At 47.5% G+C, this 22,561-nt stretch carries 14 protein-coding genes and 5 pseudogenes; 8 read left to right on the top strand and 11 right to left on the bottom strand.

The features are described 5' to 3' along the window. Positions 1-49: 49 nt before the first annotated feature. The 7 genes from VY86_RS03345 to VY86_RS03315 all read right to left on the bottom strand — a co-directional run bounded on the left by VY86_RS03345 (position 50) and on the right by VY86_RS03315 (position 11,679). Complete coding sequence (locus tag VY86_RS03345; RefSeq protein WP_046973465.1) at positions 50-1,741, bottom strand: OmpA family protein; 1,692 nt, start codon at positions 1,739-1,741, stop codon at positions 50-52. Then, on the bottom strand, positions 1,738-2,400 hold the full coding sequence (gene tssL / locus VY86_RS03340) for a type VI secretion system protein TssL, short form (RefSeq protein WP_046973466.1): 663 nt from the start codon (positions 2,398-2,400) through the stop codon (positions 1,738-1,740). The genes VY86_RS03345 and tssL overlap by 4 nt, the downstream gene beginning before the upstream one ends. Beyond that, the gene (tssK, locus tag VY86_RS03335; RefSeq protein ID WP_046973918.1) at positions 2,397-3,743 is read right to left on the bottom strand and encodes a type VI secretion system baseplate subunit TssK; all 1,347 of its coding nucleotides are present in this window, start codon (positions 3,741-3,743) and stop codon (positions 2,397-2,399) included. The genes tssL and tssK overlap by 4 nt, the downstream gene beginning before the upstream one ends. Before the next feature lie 4 nt (positions 3,744-3,747). After that, a complete protein-coding gene (gene tssC / locus VY86_RS03330; RefSeq protein WP_046973917.1) occupies positions 3,748-5,280 on the bottom strand; it encodes a type VI secretion system contractile sheath large subunit in 1,533 nt (510 codons plus the stop codon). A gap of 31 nt (positions 5,281-5,311) precedes the next feature. Then, positions 5,312-5,848: a type VI secretion system contractile sheath small subunit gene (tssB, locus tag VY86_RS03325; RefSeq protein WP_071880966.1), complete on the bottom strand. Its 537-nt coding sequence runs from the start codon at positions 5,846-5,848 to the stop codon at positions 5,312-5,314. A 963-nt stretch (positions 5,849-6,811) separates the two neighbouring features. Continuing rightward, positions 6,812-9,943, bottom strand: a complete 3,132-nt coding sequence (locus tag VY86_RS03320) for an amino acid adenylation domain-containing protein (protein WP_046973916.1) — start codon at positions 9,941-9,943, stop codon at positions 6,812-6,814. An 86-nt stretch (positions 9,944-10,029) separates the two neighbouring features. Next, positions 10,030-11,679, bottom strand: a complete 1,650-nt coding sequence (locus VY86_RS03315) for a condensation domain-containing protein (RefSeq protein WP_046973915.1) — start codon at positions 11,677-11,679, stop codon at positions 10,030-10,032. A 556-nt stretch (positions 11,680-12,235) separates the two neighbouring features. Between VY86_RS03315 and VY86_RS03310 the strand changes: the two genes are divergently transcribed. The 6 genes and pseudogenes from VY86_RS03310 to VY86_RS03285 all read left to right on the top strand — a co-directional run bounded on the left by VY86_RS03310 (position 12,236) and on the right by VY86_RS03285 (position 16,781). Then, entirely contained in the window at positions 12,236-12,481 is a 246-nt protein-coding gene (locus VY86_RS03310) for a PIN domain-containing protein (RefSeq protein WP_193386964.1), read from the top strand. Between the two features lie 463 nt (positions 12,482-12,944). Continuing rightward, positions 12,945-13,589 (top strand): annotated as a pseudogene (locus tag VY86_RS03305) (IS630 family transposase); the annotation flags it as partial. Between the two features lie 66 nt (positions 13,590-13,655). After that, the gene (locus VY86_RS03300) at positions 13,656-14,786 is read left to right on the top strand and encodes an ISAs1-like element ISPlu17 family transposase (protein WP_046973755.1); all 1,131 of its coding nucleotides are present in this window, start codon (positions 13,656-13,658) and stop codon (positions 14,784-14,786) included. Positions 14,787-14,806: 20 nt separating this feature from the next. Then, positions 14,807-15,238: pseudogene (locus VY86_RS03295) on the top strand (IS630-like element ISPlu16 family transposase); the annotation flags it as partial. A gap of 8 nt (positions 15,239-15,246) precedes the next feature. After that, positions 15,247-15,693, top strand: a pseudogene (locus tag VY86_RS03290) (hypothetical protein); the annotation flags it as partial. Between the two features lie 56 nt (positions 15,694-15,749). Beyond that, on the top strand, positions 15,750-16,781 hold the full coding sequence (locus VY86_RS03285; RefSeq protein WP_046976622.1) for an IS630 family transposase: 1,032 nt from the start codon (positions 15,750-15,752) through the stop codon (positions 16,779-16,781). 652 nt (positions 16,782-17,433) lie between these two features. On the opposite strand, the pseudogene VY86_RS23930 reads toward VY86_RS03285, so the two are convergent. The 3 genes and pseudogenes from VY86_RS23930 to VY86_RS03265 all read right to left on the bottom strand — a co-directional run. Next, positions 17,434-18,191: pseudogene (locus VY86_RS23930) on the bottom strand (IS5 family transposase). A 146-nt stretch (positions 18,192-18,337) separates the two neighbouring features. Further along, the gene (locus VY86_RS03270; RefSeq protein WP_046976692.1) at positions 18,338-18,613 is read right to left on the bottom strand and encodes a helix-turn-helix domain-containing protein; all 276 of its coding nucleotides are present in this window, start codon (positions 18,611-18,613) and stop codon (positions 18,338-18,340) included. A 274-nt stretch (positions 18,614-18,887) separates the two neighbouring features. Further along, positions 18,888-19,991 (bottom strand): annotated as a pseudogene (locus VY86_RS03265) (terminase large subunit); the annotation flags it as partial. A gap of 116 nt (positions 19,992-20,107) precedes the next feature. Here VY86_RS03265 and VY86_RS24450 point away from each other — a divergent pair. Both VY86_RS24450 and VY86_RS24445 read left to right on the top strand, forming a co-directional pair. Beyond that, positions 20,108-20,251, top strand: coding sequence for a hypothetical protein (locus tag VY86_RS24450; RefSeq protein WP_158019888.1), 144 nt, complete (start codon positions 20,108-20,110; stop codon positions 20,249-20,251). A 291-nt stretch (positions 20,252-20,542) separates the two neighbouring features. Continuing rightward, on the top strand, positions 20,543-21,004 hold the full coding sequence (locus VY86_RS24445; RefSeq protein WP_158019899.1) for a hypothetical protein: 462 nt from the start codon (positions 20,543-20,545) through the stop codon (positions 21,002-21,004). Here the strand turns inward: VY86_RS24445 and xerC are convergent. Further along, positions 20,936-21,937, bottom strand: coding sequence for a site-specific tyrosine recombinase XerC (gene xerC / locus VY86_RS03255; protein ID WP_046976652.1), 1,002 nt, complete (start codon positions 21,935-21,937; stop codon positions 20,936-20,938). The two genes, VY86_RS24445 and xerC, sit on opposite strands and share 69 nt — an antisense overlap. Positions 21,938-22,561: the final 624 nt, after the last annotated feature.

Genomic DNA, 22,561 nt, shown 5'->3' with positions numbered 1-22,561 from the left:
TTTACTCCTATTGTTGTTGATGTAATGTCGCCTGTATTGGCGGCATTGGTTAAAAAACGGACACATGTTGCGGTCGTTGGCACGCGACCGCATGGGGTATCAGATGAATTTCAACCCTGCGGTTGGCAGCACGCCCCGCAGCAGTGGTATTGGCAGCAATCGGCTGTGTTGCTCCTTCGCCCTGTACGGCGAAGCAAGCCGGTGACGTATCGCTGTTTTGTAATAGCCAATCGCGTACCGCTTCAGCCCGCGCCAGTGATAACGCCTGATTTTTCGCGGCGTCACCGGTGGAATCGGTATGGCCGGTGATGAGGATCATCCAGCCCGGTTTGGCGCGGATGTTTATCAGCGCATTGACTAACACTTTGGTCGAACCGGCTTTCAGTTTCGCCTGTCCCACATCAAACAGGGCCAAGCTATTCAAACTAATCGTCTGGGGTACCGAGGGAGTCACCGGCGTTTTCTCCCGATGTTCAGGGTGGTAACCGGCAATCGCCGCCTGCAACCGCGGGCGTAATCGCGCCCCCTGATATAACCCCAATCCCAGACGCCACGGCACGCCGTCGTGGTCATATTCCTCAAGCCGGGCAGCATCGTGCTTCAGGACCGTCATCGCTTGCGCCTTGCCGCTCTCATCAGTTATGGCGATAGATTGGTCGTTCAGTAAGTCATCCTCCACCTGACGCAATAACTGGCGGTTATGCCAGGCAGAACAACCCAACGCGATCATCCCCGCCAACAGGAACAAGCCCAACGCCCTGCCCAATGCCCGTTGTACCGGTATCTGTACCTTACTCATGGGCAACAGGCGCAATATGTGGTCAGGGAAAGGCAGTACGGGCGTACCGGTATCCGGTGAACTTACCGGGTCACCGGCGCTGTTGAGCGCCGTTTTGGTCTGCAACCACTGTTGCCAGAGATGACCGGTTAACCTCTGCGGTAATGCCGGGACAAAGGTCAGCGCCATCGCCTGAGGCGGACAAGGCGGCAGGCCGTTTTCCGGGGTCAGACAAGCCAGTAATACACACGCTTTCATCCAGTCAGCCCAGCCGGTCAGCTCAACTCCACACTGAAAACGGGCGGTCTGTTCCGTCACGCTGCCCTCGCCCAACCAGTCCGCCAGCGGTTGACCTGAGACGCCTTTGCGCCAGACCGTGACGGTGTTCTGACCGGCCTGCCACGCAAACCACGGTGAATCAGGGCGTTGGATCACCCCGGCTAAGTAACCGATCAGCACTAAAGGTAACGGGATGCCCTGGCGGCGACGCACCTGAGCAAGCTGCCAGCGCAGTTCCCGTACCCAACCCGCTAGGGCCATCTCATCCCGGTACTGTTGCGGGTTGATGACGGCCATCACGCTCAATTGGCCCCCCCAGGCGGGTCGGGCAGCCAGCAGGTTTGCCACCCCATCAGACAGGGAAGTGCCTGGCGGTAAGCGCAACCAGTAGCCCTGTGGCGTCTGACGCAGCAGTTCTTCGCCAAACAGACTGTCCTGAACGTGACTGCACACCAGCACCACTGGGCGACGATCACTGTCCGGTGGCAGCACCGCCGATAAGCTGTCGAGGTATTCCCGCTTGCGGGAGCGTTCGGTATAAAACAGTCCTGCCAGTGTGAAAAGCAGGATAATGACCACGCCCACCCACTGGCCTGCCCGCGCTAAAGGCAACCAGACCAGACAAAGCAGCAGCATCAGCCCGCTTCCCCAGCTCCAGAGCATCCGTTGCAATATGGCACTCATTGCCCCCACCCCGGAAACAGCGTTGCCAGATACCGGCCCAATCCCCACCAGACACCGGTCAGCATGATTATCGTCATGATCAGCGGACCACCAATGGAACGCAGCCAGGCACAGGACGGTAAGGCACCAGCCAGCGCAGGCGATGATTGAAGCGTGCCGAAAGGGACGGTTTGTTGACTTAAGCGGGTTATCAGTTGTTCACGTATCAATGCGGTATCTTCCTGACACCGCCCCTGAAATCCCAACAACAACACCCGGTGAAAACAGGTCAGTACCGCCTGATCGGGAACCGGTTCATCCAGAACTGTACGTATCCGCTCATATAACCGGTTGCCCGCTTCAGCGGTGCCAAAGAAATGGGCCTGCAACGACGTGGAGCGCCAGGCCGCATAGCCTTCGTCCGGCGCCCGTGTCAGTACGGTTTCATCAAGCAAGGCGCACTGGGCATAGCTGATGTGCTCAACGGCGGATCCGTTGACGCCCGCGTCACACAACGCCTGCCGGGTCCGCGCTATTTCACTGGTACAGTGTTGCCATACCACATCGCCCTGCTTCACCTGCACACCCCGGCACAGTTCTACCACCAGCAGATAGCTGTTTTGCAACAGGGCATCAATATCCGGTGGCGATTTTTTAGTGAATAAGTGTGATTGATTCATGTTCTCAAGACCGCAAACAGTTCAAGCTGAATATCGCCCAGGACATCGGACATATAGAAAGCACAGGTTCCCGCCTCCAGCATGGCTTTCGCCGCCGGATGGGTCAGGTCAAGGGCAAAATACTGATTCTCCAGCCGCAATGGGACGGCCGCTGGGACATGATTCATCGCCACCAGCGGGATCCCGGTCAGCGCCCGATTAATCATCTGCTTAACCTCATCCGGCGCCCCGGCTTTACACAACAGTGGAAACTGGGCCTGCAACTGGTGTGCGGGGACTGAGGAACGGACAGAAAGATAAAAATCCGCCGCTTCACGCAAGCGGGCATCGTGGAGCGTCCCTGTCCATTGCTGTGCCGATTTTTTCAGCTCAATCGCCACCATCCGCGACGGCAGGCTGATTTCCAGTAACTTACTGAGCAAGTCAAACAGCGGCGGTAACACCGCCGTCAGGTTATCGTGCTGATAACGCGGGATCCCCCCCGCGTCATGGTCCAGGGAAAACGTCAGCAAACTGCCCGCCAGCCTGACCGCTTCACGATAAAACAGCGCCGGGTGCACATCTGCGTGCGCCCGAAAATCATGCAGTACCGGCTCATAGCTGTTCAGCGCATTCAGTAACCAGAATAGCGACACATCCGCCACAGCAAAATCCGCCATCCGCTCGTTGCTCTCACGACGCATTCCCATCAACCGGGCCTGTTTGGCCCGCAGCTGTGTCAGTAACCGATCGAGTCGGTCCATCAGCCCGGCATTCGCACTCAACCGCAGTAACGGCGGCACAAACTGTTCATCAAAGGCCCAGTTTCCCCGGGTGTCACGCATCAGACGGGCAACGGGACAGGTGAGGTACTGGCTGTTTTCCATCCCATCAACGCGCAGCGAGACGGCATAACGGGCCACCGCCATGGATTCACAGCGGTCACTGAATTCATCCTGTACCGGCACCCACTCTTGCCGGTAACGCACCGGGCGGTCAGCCTGTTCATCCGGTTTAAGGCAATTACCGCCATTGGCATACAGGTGCGGCAACGCCAGCAAGACCGTGACCTGTTGCGTCTCTGCCGACAGCACCGTCGCCAGTTCTAGCACCGGGGGTAAGCGATCCGCCTGATCGGTATCAATCAGCGATCCGTCAGCAAAGCGCACACACAGGTGATCGGCTTTCAACTGCCCCAACGCCAGCATCGCTTTGTCAAACACGGCGGTCAGCACGCCCCAGGGATGCAGCCCCCCAAGCCGGGCAACGCATTCACGGGTATACGCCTCCCAACGGGCCTGTTGCTGAAACTGTTGGGGCGACAGGATGGTCCCCGTCACCCACAGCGGACGATCAATTTTCATGTTGTTACCCCCTGGCTTTCGGCATCTGGGAAACCAGAGACAGATTGACGTCGAGCCCTTCCACCTGAAAATGGGGCACGGCGTATAACCTGACCCGGAAGAAACCGGGGTTGTCGTCAATATCTTCAACAATGACCTGCGCTTCACGCAGCGGATGAGACGCCTGCACATCGTCTGACGGATCGGTCATCTCCGTGACCAGTGTGTTGATCCAGTTGTTCAACTCAATTTCGAGCAGACGCCTGTCCTTGGTGGTGCCGATGTTCTCCCGCTGGATTAACTTCAAATAGTGGGAAATCCGTGACAGCAGAAAGATATAGGGCAGACGCGCATTGATACGGCTGTTGGCCGTGGCTTCATTCGTGTCGTACAACGCCGGTTTTTGCGTGGAATTGGCCGAAAAGAAGCAGGCATAATCGCGGTTTTTGTAGTACGAGAGCGGTATAAACCCCAAATTGGCAAATTCAAACTCGCGGGTTTCCGGGATCATCACTTCCGACGGAATTTTGACCTGATTACCGGTCCCCAGATCGTAGAGATGGATCGGTAAATCCGTGACCGCGCCCCCCGCTTTCGGCCCGCGGATCTGCACACACCAGCCATTGCTGACAAAGCTCCTGACCATGTTGGCGGCAAACGCAAACGCGGCGTTGGTCCACAAATATTTATTGTGATCCGGCCCGGCGACCTCTTCGACATAGTTAAACGTGCGTACCGGCACGGTATCCGGGCCGTAGGGCAGACGCCCCAACACACGTGGCATCGTCAGACCGATATAGCGGGCATCGTCGCTGTCGCGGAACGCCTGCCACTTGATGTATTCAGCACGGTCAAAGTAGCTGCCGATGTCTTTAATCGCCGCCACTTCTTCCATGGTTTTTTTACCAAAAAAGGCGGGTCCGACAGCGCCAATGAAAGGCATATGCGCCGCGGCTGATACTTTGGCGATATTACGCAACAAGGCAATATCCTGCGAGCCGGCATCAAATTCGTAATTGGCAACCACCGAACCGATAGGTTCCCCGCCTGGCGTGTCATATTCCTGAGTGTAAGTGTGGAGATAAAAGCCGCTTTGAACAATTTCCGGCGCATCGTCAAAATCCTGCCGTAAGTCGTCTTTAGTGACGTCCAATACGTCAATGCTGACGTTTTGACGAAAATCCGTCCGGTCAACCAAAAATTTCAGGCCGCGCCAGGCGGATTCAACTTGCTGGAATGCCGGATGATGCATGACCACATCCAACTGACGGCTGATTTGGTGGTCCAGCTCGCCGATGTGGTTATCCAACAAAGCCTTATCCAGCCGCTCGACTTTTCGTGCTGAGGCTTTCAACAGATTGAGAAAAACGCTGACCGCCGCGGTCACCCGTTCATCCGCCGTGACATCCGCCAGCGCATCACTGCACTGAAAGCGTTCGATATCACTCAGTTGTTCGACCGGTTGCAAATGGATTTTTTCAAACAATGATTGATAAACACTGCCTTCGGCGTAGGTTGTGGTTGCCGCAGCAGAAGCGGCTTGTTCTTGTACAGTCATCACATCTCTCCTGACTAAAATACCGCCATCATCAGAGGGCTTTCGGTGCCAGCGCAGCCAGTTCAGCCCGCAATTGATCGTTCAACGTGTCATCCTGGAGAATGTGCTCCAGCTCCCGGCGAAAGGTAGCGTTGTCAAGCAGGTTGGATCTCAGATCGCGCAATAAATTACGCATAGAAAGTAACGCCCGTAGTTGGGGAATTTGGCGGGCCACTTGTTCAGGATCGAAATCCTTTATTTGCTGGAAAGTGAGGGCGATATTTTCTTCGCTGCCATTTTCAGCCAGAGTATTTTGAACCGTCAGGTTAAGCGCGGGGCTGAATTCAGCCATCACGTTGTCAAAATTGTTTTTGTTAATAGACACTTTTTCTCTTTCCGAGAGTGGGCGCTGTTCCTGCCCATGACTGTAATCGCCCATCACTAATAATTTCAGCGGCAACTCAACTTTTTTCTGCGCACCACCGGTGTGCAAATCTAATTTGATATTAATACGTGCCTTGGGGATTTCGTTTTGAAAACTCTGGGTCACAAACAACTCCTTAAACAATAAAAATAGGATGAATGACATGAGGGTCATGCCCGATAAATTTCAGGAACAAAGAACGGATTCAGATATTTCAGAGCAGGCAGTTAACCGGGCAGTAAATAAGAGAACACCGACAAGATCCACCGTAATAAATAAACACATTTACCGAGCAGATCATTTCCTAACCAGGGCGATTCTGTAAACAGTTTTATCTAAAATCAAGACATTTTTTATCCTACCGCATTTTTTGCACAAGATTTATTGGTCATAAAAACCTCTCTGCAACATAAAAAAATACAATATATAAACCCAACCTAAACAACATGGAATTTTATTGATAAAAATATTGTATTTATTTTTATGAAGTGATAGTGACTTGTCTGTTTTGTTATCATTAGGGTCATTCAGCACAATAGAGATCGGTTATATTTCTTTAAATTTATACTATTTTTCAATTAACTAAGTAATAAATAAATCGTGCCTGATTAGATGGGTGAAAAAGAGAATGGTTATCAATCAGATTATGCGAATGAGAATACATTCAATTAAGTTGCGTCATATCGATTATATTATGGGGTAACACGCCGTCTAATTATGGCTTTTATAAGATAATAAGGATGAAATTGAAAAATCCTTATCCTGCATGATAAAGCTGGCATATTTTTTTGCTCTTTTTGATGGCATGAAAGTTATTGAAGAGGGTGTTTCTGAAATAGGGAGCCGAAGTACGGGAAAATGCGATTATTGATAATGGATACGATGATTCATTTTCTGGTATTCCGTTTTATATTTATGTCCCGGAGACGCTGGTCCATTTAAGTCAACGATAGGTGTTATAAAACACCGCTGAATGCCGATAATCAAAATGGCATTCAGCCAGAGTTGGATACATAATCATAATAACGTTCTCGTGTTTTCCTATCTGGAAATCGTTACACAATATATAATTTGAAAAGTCAGCAATTTGAACCGGAGTTTGCCCCCCGGTTCTTTAGCAAAAACAGGTTAAATGCTTTGTGAAAGCAAAGAGGAAACCTGCCGGGCATTTCTGCATTTAACTAAAAGCTGAGGCGTCAGAATAACACCAAACTTTTCAGTGAGGCACCGAGCGATTTCTTTAAGATGAGAGGGCCTTAATCCCAGCGCTAAAAATTCAGAATCTTCATTCAAACCAGTTAACGGCTGCGCACCAATGGTATGCAAATAAATGCCGAGGATCGATTGGTAACATTCATCCTTTGCGTTGTTATTGACTCTTTGGCTCTCCGATATAACCGACTGCTTATCAGCCAAATTATCCGGCTTCGGTTGCGTAAAGAACGCTCTGATTTGATGTCGATCCGTTTTACCGTTTGCAGACAAAGGAAACGCCTGAATATGAGCAAAACGCGTTGGTATATGAGAAACGGGTAAAAGCCTGTGAGAATAATCCCGCAATTCTGAGGCGGGAATTTCCTGGCCATTTAGCGTCGTATACATAGCGCCTAATGTTGCATCGCCATTCTGCTCATTTGGATAATCAACGACGATAATATTATTGATTTGTGGGTGCTTACATAACTCACTTTCAATATCAGGCAGAGATACCCTAATCCCCCGAATTTTGATATAACCATTGACTCTGCTGGCAAAAATGATGGTGCCATCCTTTCGGTAATAGCCCTGATCCCCTGTTCTGAATGCTCTTAATTGTTCACCTTCAGGCGAGGTGATAGTGACAAAATCTTTTTGCATAACAAGACCATCTTCCAGATAGCCTAAGGCAAGATTGACTCCTGTAGTATAAATCCGGCCAGTCACAAACGCCGGGCAATGTTCATTGATATCATTACAGATAAAATATTGAGTCGCAGGCAGGGGCTTACCATAAGGAATAAGGCTGACATCCGCCGACGTAATTTCATGCCATATACTCCAAATCGTCGTTTCAGTCGGCCCTCCCAAAGAAAACAACCGGGTATCAGGATAAATTGCTCTAATTTCCTTGATAAGAGCAGGCTTAATATAATCACCGCCCTGCGCTATCAGTCTGAGGGAAGAGAGAGAACCCTCCTTTTGACACGCAATTAACATTTCTAAAATCGCAGGCACTGAGCACCAAATAGAAACTTTGTGCTTCGAAATCAGCCGATTCCAATGGATAGCATCTTTCTCTGCATGAGGTTCAGGGATAACCAGTGTTGCGCCAACAGTCAGTGATGCAAAGAGGTCAAAAACAGACATATCATGATGTAATGGCGTAACGGAAATAAACACGTCATCCTGTTTAACCTCCCATTTATTCAGCGTTTGCCCGATAACATTAGATGTTGCCTTGTTATTGAGCACCACACATTTGGGTTTACCCGTTGTTCCGGAGGTATACAGATAATAAGCAGGTTCAAGGCTATGACTCAGTGATGATAAAGTTTCTAAAGGGAGTAAAACGTTTTCAGAAACCGATGTGAGCAGTGTTTCCAATGTGATGGTTTTATCACGATTAAACTGTCCGGTATTCACAATGAGATCAGAATGGCAATTCGTTAGCAGATAGTCCAGACGTTCAGGGGGAGAATTCACATCAATAGGCACCCAAATAATCCCCAAGAGCGCACAAGCGATTGTCACCATCACATGTTCAGGACTACGAGGCAAACAAATCGCGACCACACTGCCTTTACGCATCCCACAGCGATTCAGATTATTCACTATTTTTTGAACACACGCCCCCAACTCAGAATATGTAATCTGCTGCTCCCCACAGATAATAGCGGATTTTTTTAATTTTCCCGTCAATAGGTTATCCGCAATACGAGCCAGGAAATTTGAACAGATAAAATCACTGTCATTACCGTTATCTTTGTAATGGTGATAATCAATCACCTCAGAAAAATCCACAGCGAGTTTTTCCTGACGACAAATCAGCGCTATTGCCTGAGTGATGGTTTGTAAAATATCCTGCACGATATTTTGTTCCAGCGCTTTTTCTGCATAATCAATGGATAACACCAAATTTTTGTCCTGGTCCAAGGACAAACGAATATCCATCGCAACTTGCGGCGTTTGCGTTAATCCATCATAAAAAGAGACATCACCAGATGCAGGCAATGTTTTCCATGACAAGCCATTCGTTAGCACAACAGGCAGCGCTAAACCTGTCTGATGTTGATTAAATATCATTCTGTTAATATCAACACCGGAAAAATCCAGATGTTCCAGAGAGGCAAAAATATCATTTTGAAAAGCTGTCGCTCTTTCTAAAAATGGCACTTGGTCTCTTTTAAAACAAACAGCGACAAAAGAAGATTCATTACTGAACTGCGTTTTCTGGGTGGGAATAGCAACCGGAACACCGATACATAACCGACTATCTTGTGTCCAAAACGACATTATCTCCAGGATAATGGTAGATAAAATCGTATTTTGAAACAGACCATAAGATGAGGCGATTTTAGACAAATGATTCAACGTCGCGCTGGGAATTGTGACCTTCTCCCTTCTGTAGCGAGAGGATTTAATCGATTCTGGCGGTTTCTTCCAGGGCAACGCCGGTGGGCCGGGATAGTCTTTTAGCTTTTCTGACCAATATTCAGTATCACTTTGCTTTTTCGGGACAGAAGGCGGTTGAAGCAAATGAGCGATATTTCCCGTTGGCCTGGATCTTTTCTGCTCATTCTCACCTTCCTCAAACAATTTAAACAATATGAGAGAGATAGCGCTGCCATCCAAAATCAGTGCATCAAAGCTCACGAATACCACGGTCGTAAAAAGGTCATTATCCTTATCTTCTGGCTCTGCCAATTTAATGACCCAAATATGCCAGGGAGAGCGAGAAAGATCGTGGATCTTATGAGAATACGCCTGCCTCATCTCATCTATCTTTTGATAAGCCGCTGAACGCGGGATACCCGTGAAATCAATTTCATCAAGATTCAGGATAATGGCATCGGAAACATGTTGAACCAATGAACTTTCATCTATATGGGTACGTAATGCATCATATTGCTGTACTAATCTGGTGAGCCGGGCCCTAATAACAGAAAACTCGATATGACCTCTGAATTCCCTGAAATCATGCATGGCAACACCACCCAGTGGTAACAATTCACTTCGTCCTAGCAGGTACGCGCGTTGTAATGGTGTCAGTGCGGTATCCATGATATTTCCTCAATTTTCGATTGTGAGAAAGCGCAGAATCTAATTAATTAACAAGCTAAACATTTAACATCTTTCAAAAAGAAAGATTACTTCTGTCGATTAAGGATTTTCACTAGTGCCTCAGCCGCCTTTTCAGCCGCTCCCCGCGATCTTAATGTCATTGTCTGTGCCAGTGCATTTAATGTTTGATGAGCCTGAATATCTTCAATTATCAGTCCTGCCTGTGGGATATATTTGTTAATAAATCCCGTTAATTCTTTTGCGACATCAGCATCAATATCCAATGCTGAAAGAGAAGTATGAGCGTTGATATTTTCTTCATTCGTCAGCCGGGACAGCAGAATAATGAGCATTTGCTCAACACAAGAGGATGTCACCTTTTCAGCCCCCACATCTTGATGCGAAGCAGAAAAATGAGATGAGAAAAAATAGTCCAAAGATTGGTTTATTAGTTCAGGCGAACGAATGATCATCCGAATCAAAGAGAGATAGATATCAAACATTCCGCGGATATACGGTTCAGGGAAAATATCCAGACGAACATCCCAGTTGACCAGAATCCCTTCATAAGCCGGCGCAACCTGGACATCCAAGGCAACCTGTGGCCCTTGCGAAATAACAAAGACCATTTCACCGAAAGTACGGGTTACATTTTCGGATAATAAATTATCGCCACTGATACCAAAACCGGAGGTAAAAACAATAGGCGAGATTTGCATGTTACCGTGGTATCTGGAGAGATCCCGCATAACACTGACTCCCGGGTAAGCACGGTGAGAGAGGAGTAAAGCGATTTGATCAGCAAAACGACGGCATAACGTAATCATCGGCTCATGGCGCTGTAATTCAACACTTAAAATCGATAAATCTGAAAAATCACCAACAATTTTGTCCACATCACTGAGGTAACTTTCTCGCTGGAACGTAGGTACATTTAATCTGAATTTATCAGATTGCGTACAAATCCCCACGGTACACGCGAAAAGAGACAGAAATAATGTTGACAGCGTAATCTGATATTTTTTGGCGGTTGTCTTTAACGACAACTTTTCTTCTTTAGTCAGTTGAACCGCGAATCGATCACTAAAGTATTCTCCCTTTGGGAGAGGGCGATGAATATGAGGAAGTTTAGGGGCTGGTGGAATTTGCGCGATACGCGTACTCCACCATTTTTTATCGCGTTCACGTAAAGTTAATAAAGACTTATCAACCTGCATCCGCTCCAAATAGTGAAAATAAGTGCTTCCTCCACTTTTCGGTTGATGATCAGGCTGATGATAAAACCGGGCCAAATCTTCCATAAGAATACGAAAACTTTGCGCATCACCTGCAATCATGTCCAGGTCGATATGCAAGCGAAAGTCTCCATCCTTTAAAAGGGTGACACTCAAATCGATAGACTGACCATGTTCAAGATCCAGTTTCTGGTGGGTTTTACTTTTTCGTTTACTTTCCAGAAAATCAGCAATGGCTTTTTCATCGCAGATACTGACATCATCAATGTACAATTTATCTTTGGAAGACAGACTTTCTATGGTTTGCATGCCATCCGGTGTAACGCGTAGTCTCAACATCGGATGGATATCAAAGAGATACTGTACGGCAGTTTTCAGCCGCTCAAGATCAAGTGCAGTACCATCAAACTCTGCATACAAATGTGCGGTAACACCACCCAACGTCTGTTCATATTGTCGGCCAACCCAATAAGCGGCCTGCATGGTCGTTAGCTCTCTCATTTAGTTTCCATAAAGTTTAGATCATCAGCTACAACAAGAATACGATTACAAATGATAATAAAAATTATTATTATTTGATAAATAAAGCAACATGAATATGAATTAGCCCGATGTTAATGACTAAAATTTCTTGAAAATATCCATGCTTATTAATTAGATAAAACCACTCAATAAGCAGGTGAACCTTATTCCGCAGGATTAAAGTCGAGAGCACATCATCTAAATTCGATAAAAAATTTAATATATCCAATAAATTAATGTCCAATTTATAGCAATAAATAAATGGACACCATACACTTGCTCCCCTAGCCTGATTAAACGCTATACGTGGATAAACCAATAGTTGAAAAACAGCCTTCACATATGGGATTACATAAAAACATTGTTCAAATAGCCCAGTTATCTTAACTTGCAATCCCAGCAAATTTGATGACAGGTATTTACTATTGACAAAATGTAAAGATGTGCATATCTCTACTTATCATGTTTAGTCGAGACAATTTGGACATTGAGAGGTAAGCGTTACTTGCTGCCTGAAGAGTCGCTGGTAGATGTGTTGCATAGCCTCATTGAAGAACCCAATGTTATCTTCGAAGATGGTCATGCGCTCTGGTGTGCATTGGATGACTACATCAATGCAAAGCCGATTAAATGCGGCGGTAAGACTAAGCAGGCCGACTTTGCGGGTGCATTGATAGTGAATAAGTCTCAGCGGTATGGGGTAAAAAACAAAGAGTCGGTTTCGCCGCTTTATACTTTTGATAAAGCCGCATTGGAGATCGACGGCACAGAAGAGCCTTAGAGGAAAATATTTCACGAATGAACGGGATACTATCACAGTCCCCAATTGCACAAAGTGTTGCAAGAAGGTGAAATGGGATCAATGGATCCTATTACAAGTAAGCTAAAGTTACCGAGGTTTATTATATTTGTACAGAAGCATTTTGGTTGGTCACGCGGAAAGGTGACTAAAAACAGCTTACTCCCTAACATGTTTAATGCATTTATCAGCTATGCTATCCTCCGCTCATTTTACATTTACCTAACCTGCCATGACCATTTAAAAACGAGAATACAAATAGATTAAAGCTTTTATATAAAAGTCAGATTTAACTCAATAAATAAAACTTTTTAGAAAGACAGTTAATTATATTTAATCGAAGTAAATAACTTTTCAAAATAATAGATCACTTGGAGGGAACTCAGTCCGATTTTTGCGATCTGATCAATTGCGAAAAATCCCAAACCCCAACACGGACTGAGTGATGCCTATCATAGCACCTATACCTCAAGATGAATGCCAGAAAATGAGAAAACTTATCCATAAAACCCGTGATAAGAACTATTCCCGTCGATTAACGGCGTTATTGATGCTCAATGAAGGATTGACAGTGACTTATGTCGCCAAGACCCTTCATGCCGCACGCTCTTCCGTCAATCGTTGGGTTCAGTGGTTTACATTATATGGGCTGGAAGGACTCGAAAGTTTACCCGTTGGCCGACCTGTTGTCTGGGATCTCTCCCCACTCTATAACCTCTTACTTTTCTTATTACAGCAATCCCCCCAAAAGTTAGGCTATCTCCGCTCTCGCTGGAGCCTTGAACTCATGACTCATACCCTCAATGAATTACTCAACCTCTCTCTGACGCAAAATGTCCTTTATCGTTACTTTGCTCAGGTGGGGATTGTCTGGCGTAGAGCGGCACCCACAGTGAAACAACCTGATCCCGAATACGATGAGAAAATGGCAAAGATCGCGGAAGCCAAAGCGAACATTTCAGAAAAACATCCCGTTTTTTATGAAGATGAGGTGGATATTGATTTAAACCCGAAAATCGGCGCGGACTGGTGCTTCAAAGGACAACAAAAACGGGTTATCACCCCAGGGCAAGATCGTGAATATTTTGTTAAAAAAATCAGATTTGACCGACGGTAATAGTTATGATCTCATACTCTCTTTTTGAGAGCAAAAACCATGTGCTTTGATATTTTTACTGAACATTTCTCAGACATTCAAGATCCCCGTCAAAGCGCTAAAGTCGCCTACCCTTTATTCGATATTTTATTTGCCTCATTGTGCGCTGTTCTGGGCGGCGCAGATGGTTGGAGTGAGATCCAAGAGTATATTGAAGGCCACCATGAATGGTTTCTTGAACATAATATGTTCAAGGCGGGGATCCCTGTTGATGATACGATTGCCCGGCTTCTCTCACGGATTAATCCGGAACAATTTAATCTGTGTTTTATCAACTGGATGCGTTCGGTTCATCAGGTTACTCAGGGAGAATTAGTGGCGATTGATGGTAAAGTCTTACGGGGTGCCTATGCCCCGGGAGAACGCGGTTCGGCTCTCCACCTTGTGAGTGCTTATGCGACAGCCAATAAAATGGTCATCGGCCAGGTTAAAACCCAGAAAAAATCTAATGAAATTACCGCAATCCCGGAACTCATTAAGTTGTTGGAACTGAAAGGCGCGCTGATTTCCATTGATGCGATGGGATGCCAAACGCAGATCGCTCAGGAGATTATTGATGCCGGCGCGGATTATTTATTAAGTGTGAAAGACAACCAAAAACGTCTCCATCGTGCCATTCAAAAAGCCCTGGAAGCCCAGCGCGTTTTGCCCTTAACAACCGAAAAAGCGTTGATAGAACAGGGTCATGGTCGTCTGGAAATCAGAGAAAGCCATGTGCTGAATGCCGATACATTCAAAACCGATTTTCCGGAATGGACGGGATTAAAAACACTGGGTGTCACAATCGGATACAGGCAAGAAAACGGCAAATTGCCCAGTCTGGAGTACCGTTACTACATCAGTTCAGCCAGACTGACAGAAGAACAATTTTCTCAGGCAGTACGCAGCCATTGGCAAATAGAGAATAATCTTCACTGGGTGCTTGATGTGACGTTTAAGGAAGATGATTGTCAAATTTACCGTGAAAATGCGGCGGAAAACATCGCGATATTACGACGTATTTCGTTAAACATGCTGAAAAAAGAAACGAGTCAATTAAGCATTAAAGCGAAGCGTAGACGAATATGGATGAAAACCCAATTTTTGGAGCGAGTATTACAGGCGGGTTTTGCTAATGTGAGTGATATTTAATCATTCATGCGGTTGCCCTGGTTATCACCCCGGGAAAAAACGAAAAACATTACCTTGCGGGCTGCCTTAATGCCCAAACAGAGCAAATCACCTATGTTAAAGGAATAAAAAAGAATTCTGATTTATTTATCAAAATGTTAGATGAACTGAATCATCAATATCCCCATGCGGAAACCCTCACATTAATCTTAGATAACTACTGTATTCATAAAAGTCAGAAGGTAAAGGACTGGCTGGCACGACATCCAAAATTTACCCTGTTGTTTTTACCGGTCTATTCACCGTGGCTAAATAAAATAGAACGGTTATGGCAATCGCTCCATGAGACAATAACGCGAAATCATTGTTGTCAATTTATGTGGCAGTTACTGAATTATGTTGATGCCTTTTTGGCATCGTTTTCATCACAGCAAAAGCCAGGAAGACAAAAAATGGGTGTAGCACAATTATGAAATCTTATTTAACAGATAGAAATGTAAAAAAGCTACTGACTGATTTTTCTTCACAGCTCCCAAAAGAAGATAAAAGAAAATCCGCTGAAAGAATTATTTTTATTGAATTCAAAAAAAATGAAATGGATATTTTAAAAACACATAGGACAGATGATAAATCACAAATAACGTATACATCTATAGAAACAGATAATTATAAAAAAATATATGATGAAATAAGTAACATAGATGAAGGATTGCCACCATATGATATCCTTAGATATCAAAGGGTAATAAAGCAACTTATTCTAGAAGAAGGGGAGAAAGGAAATCTAGGTAGTTTATTAGTCACGCCTTCTGATTTGGATGAATTAGAAAAATATGCTAATTCTGGTAAAAATTTAGTCGTAGCATTAGGTGATAAACAACTTGTTTATATTAGAGTGAAAGAAATTGGATATTTAGAAGATTATATACCCGTAATCATTGAAACTGCTTGATTTTCGCCCAAATGAGGTTCATGGTATCTGTCATGAAAATATTCATTACCGATGAACAAAAAGCCGAACTTGAACATCTCCATCACACCTGCCGTGATAAGAGAGAGTGTGATCGCATCAAAGCGGTCCTCCTGGCCTCTGAGGGCTGGAGTTCTGTCATGATCGCTCAGGCCCTGCGTCTTCATGAAACGACCGTTCATCGTCATATCAGCGATTACCTTAATCACCGTAAAATCAAGCCCGAAAATGGCGGCTCTCAGAGCCATCTCAGCGAAACACAGACTCAGGAACTTATCGCCTATCTGACCGCAAATCTTCTGCCCACCACACAGGCGGTTATCCGCCTTGTCAAAGAAGCGTGGGATATCCGTTACACCGTTCCCGGCATGAATAAATGGCTGCACCACCAGGGATTCAGTTATAAAAAGCCGACCGGCGTGCCACACAAGTTCAACGCGGAACAGCAGCGGGCCTTTATAGAAACCTACGGGAAACTCAAGCAGGAAGCCGGAGACCATGAGCCCATCCTGTTCATTGATGGCGTCCATCCCACGCAGGGGACGAAACTGGCTTATGGCTGGATGCGAAAAGGCCAGAAAACCGCGGTGAAAACCACGGGAAGCCGTACCCGTCTGAACCTGATGGGGGCCCTTAATCTGGCTGATATTAGTAAAACGGTAGTACGCGAGTATGACCGTATCGACAGTTATCACATCGCAGAGTTTTTCATTGCTCTGCGTGAAACCTATCCGGTCAGTCAGAAGGTTCATATTATCCTTGACGGAGCTGGTTACCACCGAAGCAGGCTGGTGAAAGACTGGGCTTATGTGATGAATATTGAGCTTCATTACCTGCCACCGTACAGCCCGAATCTGAACCCGATAGAAAGGCTGTGGAAGGTGATGAATGAACAAGTCAGGAATAACCATTATTTCGCCTCGACGACCTTGTTCAAGCAGGCAATACATCGCTTTTTTACGGAAATATTACCGGAACTGGCCGGGAACCTGTCGTGCCGTATTAATGACAACTTCCAGGTTATGAATACTGCATCTTCAAGTTAAGCGGGTATATATTTGAAAAAAATGAAATCCCCAACAAATCAGCTCTTGAATTTCTTATCGACTACTCTCCTCATGCTAGAACCCCTTTCTCTAAATTAATAAAATCTTGTGATTTTCACAATATTAATATATCAAAAAAAGAAATAAAAAAAATAGAAAAAAGAATAAAATAACATGGAAAAATAGACAAATTAGTTAAATCCGTCCATCTGGATAAAACATTCTCAAAGAGAGAGTTTAGCTCAATCGAAGATATAAAATCCGAGAATTTATTAAATAAAAAAGAATTATTAGTTATAATAAAAAATATAAAATCAATAAATAAAGATGAATTAAAGAAATATATTCAAGAAGAAGCTTTTCCATTATTTAAAAATGATAATTTAAAATCAGACTTAAGAAAGTTATTTTTAGCTTTTGATCTATTAATGTATGGAGATGTAAGTTTAGATTTCTTAACGCAAGGTGACTGAAATTTTCTTAATTAAAAGAAAATATCTAAATATCTAGTGGGGTGCTTAGTACTACAGCCGTACTTACTTTTTTCAACAGAAAAGACACTCATAGAAAAGCTTAATTCATGCGGTTTCTCAGAGTGGTGACCATCAAGGAAAATGCAACTTTCTGGTATCTACGGCTGTAGTATTAGAGCCTATCCCAATAGGATTTTGTTCCAGACTATAATCCCGCAGGCAAAATGTAACATAGCTTCATAGTTTTCGACCTTCTTTTCCCATCGGATCAGTATCCGACGAAAGCGATTCATCCAGCTATGCGTCCTCTCGATAACCCATCTTTGAGCTTTAAAGTCCGTATTTTGGCAGGCATCTGATTCCTCCTTGCGAGACTGAATATGCGGCTCGTAATGCCGACTTCGTAGATAGTCTTTCAGCCATTTAGCATCATATCCCTTATCCAGACACAGCCTGACCTTTTTACCCGGCTTGCCTGTCTGAAGTGCATCGAGCGTATCTGCAACCAGTTTGATATCGTGCGTGTTTGCTGCGCCAACAACGAGTGAAAGAGGAAGCCCGTTAGCCTCGGTCATGAGGCTGCGTTTTACGCCTTGTTTCCCTCTGTCTGTGGGGTTACGACCTGTTTTTTTGTCCCCGCTAAAGGGGATTTGGTCATGCAACCATCCAGTGATAACCACGACCAGTCGATGATCGCGAGGTGCTTGCAGGCCAGCAAACCGTTCTGCCAGAAGCGTTCAAAAACGCCGGCGTCACGCCATTCCTGAAAACGACGGTGAGCCGAACTTGACGAGCATATTCCTGTTGCATTCAGGGCATTCCATTGGCAGCCTGTTCTGAGCACAAAGAAGATGGCATCCATAGCGGCGCGGTTATCAACCCGTTTGCGATGTGTACCTAGCGGATGCTGAGTTTTATGTTCGGGGATAAGTGGCATCATTTTTTCCCAAAGCTCATCACTGAGCCGCCATTTGTTGTTTGTCATACTCTCTATACCTTCAGAAATTATCCGTTCTAGAATATTATACAACATGACAATTCCTTTTGGGATAGGTGCTTAGTCCCCCACAAGAAAATATCTGTTTAACTTAGGCTACTATTAGTCGGATTTTTTCTAGCCTTTCGCTCAATAAGCTGACCGCACATATCAAAATAGCGACTAGGCCAAATTTCAGATGGGTGTATTTCAAGATAGTTAGCAATAATCCACTCTCCTTTAGGCCAAGGCCGACTGAGAGTATTTGCTAGTGTAGATGAACTGAGTCCCGCTTCACGGGAAACAGCCGCTAAGGTCGTACCACGCTTACGTAATGCAGCAATAATGTCAGCTTGATACCAGTCATTTCTAACGTTATTCATTCCTGCTACCCCTTCCATTAATTGATCATTGATGGTGGCGATTCGGACAGGGTTTGCAATACCGGGACACTCATCCGGCGAGGCCGAAGCCTCCCCTGCCTGAACCGCCATAGAAAAGGCGAACGCAGGCACACTGGTAGAAACATCCTACCAGTGGAGTGTCTACAGGGTTGCAAATCCCTGACCATTGGATTTTGCCAATGGCTGGGCTACTTTAACCGATTGGTTTATCTGACTCAATAAGCGAATCAGTATAAACGCTTAACTTTTTTCGCTATATCCCATTAAACACCTTAAGGCGCTGCTGCTGTTCTTCACTTAAGGTAAACGCAAACTCTTCATGCTCAACCTGCCATGTACCAAAACTCATCAGGAGCGCAATGGCGGGGTCAATCTTATTCGCGGATTTCTTCTTGTTCGGTTTGATATTAGCGTTCGCGTCCGTTTCCATCACGACATTGGACATCGCCCAAGCGAGCACCGGATCGCCGTTATGACGAATGACCTTACGGTTAACAAACACCTCGGCAGATTTAGCCACAGGGCTAAAACACATGTAGGTTTGCGGGAACGGCTCAACATCCAGCCCAGCCCCCTGTAATTGCGTTCTTAAGTGAGTGGCGTTCCATGTATCAAAGCCCACCAGCTTAATATCAAAGTGCTGACTGTCTTTGAGAATATCATCACGGATACGGTCATAATCAATGCAGTCGCCTTGTGTGGTGCGAATCCAGCCCATTTGTGCCCACTGACGATACATCGCCCGATTCTTATTGGCTGGATTCTGTAACTGGGCTTCCGGTAAGTAATGGCGGGTTAGTAATAACAGTTCGCTATCCACGGGGAACGTGTAGCAAATACTGGTGATATCGCCTGTGGAGGATAAATCCAGTCCGGCATAACACTCCAAGCCTTTCAGGTCGTTTTCGTCATAGTCGAGTTGGCAGGCTTTCCATGCTCCTTCACCCATCCACGGTGTTTCGCCCTGACACCAGATATTAAAGCGTTTGGTGAGCATTTCCGTCCATTGTGAGGGAATGCCCCGCGCTTTCTGGATGGTGTCATGCAAAGCGGCACTGTCCACGGAGATATTCAGATTGGGATTGGCCTTTATCCAAAGGGCTTCATTATCAATTTCGTGCTCATCGTCCAGCTCGTAAATCAGGGCAAACAGTGGGGTGTTATGTTCTTCACCCTCCAATATCTGACAGCAATAATCATAGTGCTGCTTACAGGCTAAAATAACATTACTGCCTGCCGTGGTAATGGTAAACAGGATACCTTCGGGACGTGCACCCATTCCCAGCTCAAGAGCAGAGTAGACGGCATTATCTGGGTGTAAATGGTACTCATCGACAATTGCCAGACTGGGGTTAGTACTACAGCCGTACTTATCTTAGGGACTATCCCGACGCCATCATACAGTTTAGCGGACCTTTCCCCCTGATTTAGCAGCCTTTTTCTCCACCGTTTTTTCCCACCCTGTTAAAGAACATGCCAACTGGCCCCGACGGGCACTTTCCCGATGTTAGCGCATTTTTTCCCCGACGTCAGCGCCGGGTTTCGCCCCGCTTTGCCTGCCGGAACCGGGTTTTATTGGGAACCCGTGGCGGCGGTGCAGCTTGTCTGCGCCGCTGACGCGGGTTGGCCGGGTGCGGGCTGGCGAAGCCCGCAGGTGAAGCTTTTCAGCGGGGAGCCCCCGCTCGCGGGGGCGGACGGGGCGGAGATGGCGAGTACGGGAACGAGCGAGGAGCCTGCGACTGCGAGCCGGACGCAGCCAGTGCAGCAGGGTTGGGCGGGGGCCATAAATTGCGCCAGCTTGCTGGCCTGCCTTCAGGGCGGTTGACCTTGACGGACTGACCGACAACGGTTTAAGGCGGATTTTCGCCCCGGAGCCGCCACGGACGGCGGCGACTGCGGCGGCCGGTTTTGGCTCTGGGGCTGACAGCAGCGGGTGAGCGGGCGAACCCGGTGCGCCACACTGCTCTGAGAAGCTCAACCCGGCGGCCAGCCGCGCACCGGGGCCAAGGTAACCGCGCAGCGCCCATGGGTGGGCGGTGCCGACATAATGTGCCGTTAAGCGTTGTGGGCCGTGTAGGCCCATTTCGCTTAATGCCACATTATGTTGAATGGCGGCTGACCGGCAACGATTGTCACCGAGAACGCCGATGTTCAGCGCCGGGCGGCCGGCATTTACTGCCGGGCACTCAGAAGGTGGGCAGGCAGTCTGTGCGCAGGGACGCGCGCAGTCTGCCTTTCACTGCACCCCACGCGCTCACAGGGAACCGGCTAACATTAAGATTGTCCGGCAACACAGCGCGTTCAGACCGGCTTCGGGCTGTCCGGCTTGTCACTCTCCGCCTGCTTATCGTCTGGCGTTGCCTGCTTTGACTGCCGTTCTGCCGGGTGGGTCTGCTCATGCACTTGCTTTAAGTGACCGATGGCCACCCGCGTATAGATTTGCGTCGTCTCCAGTTTCTCATGCCCCAGTATCGCCTGGATGTGCCGGGTGTCCGCGCCGTTCTCCAGCATCTGGGTTGCCATTGAGTGGCGGAACAGATGACAGGCCCCCGGTTTAGTCAGTTGCGCCTGTTTACGGATGCTGTCGGCGGCTATCCAGGTTAACGTGCCCTTTGCCAGTCCCCGGCCTTTCCTGGTGATAAACAGGTGTCCACTGTCACCCCGCCGCGTTAACTCGGGCCGGACGCTGAGCCAGCGGCTTAACCAGTGCAGCGCCTGTTCGCCGATGGGCACCACCCTATCTTTACGGCCTTTACCCTGTCTGACCAGCACCACCCCGCGCCCGAAGTCCACCTCGCTTAACAGCAGGTTGGCTACTTCCATCCGCCGGATACCGGTACTCCACAGTACTTCAAGGATAGCGCGATTTCTCAGCCCGGTTGGGGTGTTGATATCCGTTGCGGCTAAGACCGTGTGGGTTTCGTCTTCATTCATCACCTGTGCTGGCAGCCGTTTTTCTTCTCTTGGCAATACCATGTTATCCGTCGGGTTATACAGGATATGGTGACGTTGCAACAGCCAGCGGAACCACTGACGTAAGACACTCAGGCGGTCCCGCTGACTGCCCGGGCTGTAGGGCTGGCCGTTCGCTTTACGGGCGCTTCTCAGCCAGCGCTGGTAACTTTCCAGTAACGGCAGGCTGACCTGCGGTGCCGTCATCACGCCACGCGCTTCGCACCAGTTGACGAACGGCAACAGCCGCTCTTCATAGGACTCTTGTGTCCGTTCGCTTAAGCCCTGTCCTCGTACGGCTTCCAGCCAGGCGGCCAGATGCTGGCGTAAAGTGGCGAAGCGGGCTGGGATGGCGTCGGGTTGACCGTGGGTCTCCGTCACCGAGGGACGTTTTTTTCTGTCTGGTGAGGCGAGGGTTGCCGCCGGGCTGGTCGGGATAGCGTGCTGTTGCTGCAACCAGTCGAACCACAGGCGTAAGGCCCGCAGGCGTCGGCGCTGACTGTCCGGCGGGTAGGGCTGGCCGTTGGCCTTGCGGTATTGGGTCAGATACTGCTGCCAGTTTGCCAGTAACGGCCCGGTGACCTGAGCGGCGGATATTACGCCCTGTTCCTCGCACCAGCTGACGAACGGCGACAGCCGTTCATGACGGGCGGACTGGCTCTTTTGACTCGCCCCCTGCAACAGCAGGTTATCCAGATACGCCTCCAGATGCTGGCGCAGGGTCAGCCGGGCAGGTTCAGATTGACGTTTAACGGGTGATGACATGATGGGATTTCCTGTAGAGAACAGCGGTTAGTGTTATCAGTGTGTGATACATCACTACGGTACGATGGCTTGATTCTTAAGTGGCCGGAACAGTCCTTTTCTGTCTGCCCAGACTTGCGAGTCATTCAGCCCTTTGCTACTGCGGCTTGCAGCCGGTTTTGGCGAACCAGACTTGACCCCGACTTGGGGCAGACTTGACCCTGACTTGCC

The organism is Photorhabdus thracensis (genome assembly GCF_001010285.1).
In the GTDB taxonomy this organism is placed as follows: Bacteria; Pseudomonadota; Gammaproteobacteria; order Enterobacterales; family Enterobacteriaceae; genus Photorhabdus; species Photorhabdus temperata.
The sequence above is the reverse complement of the archived record's forward strand: the minus strand, read 5'-3'. Positions and strand labels throughout refer to the sequence as shown.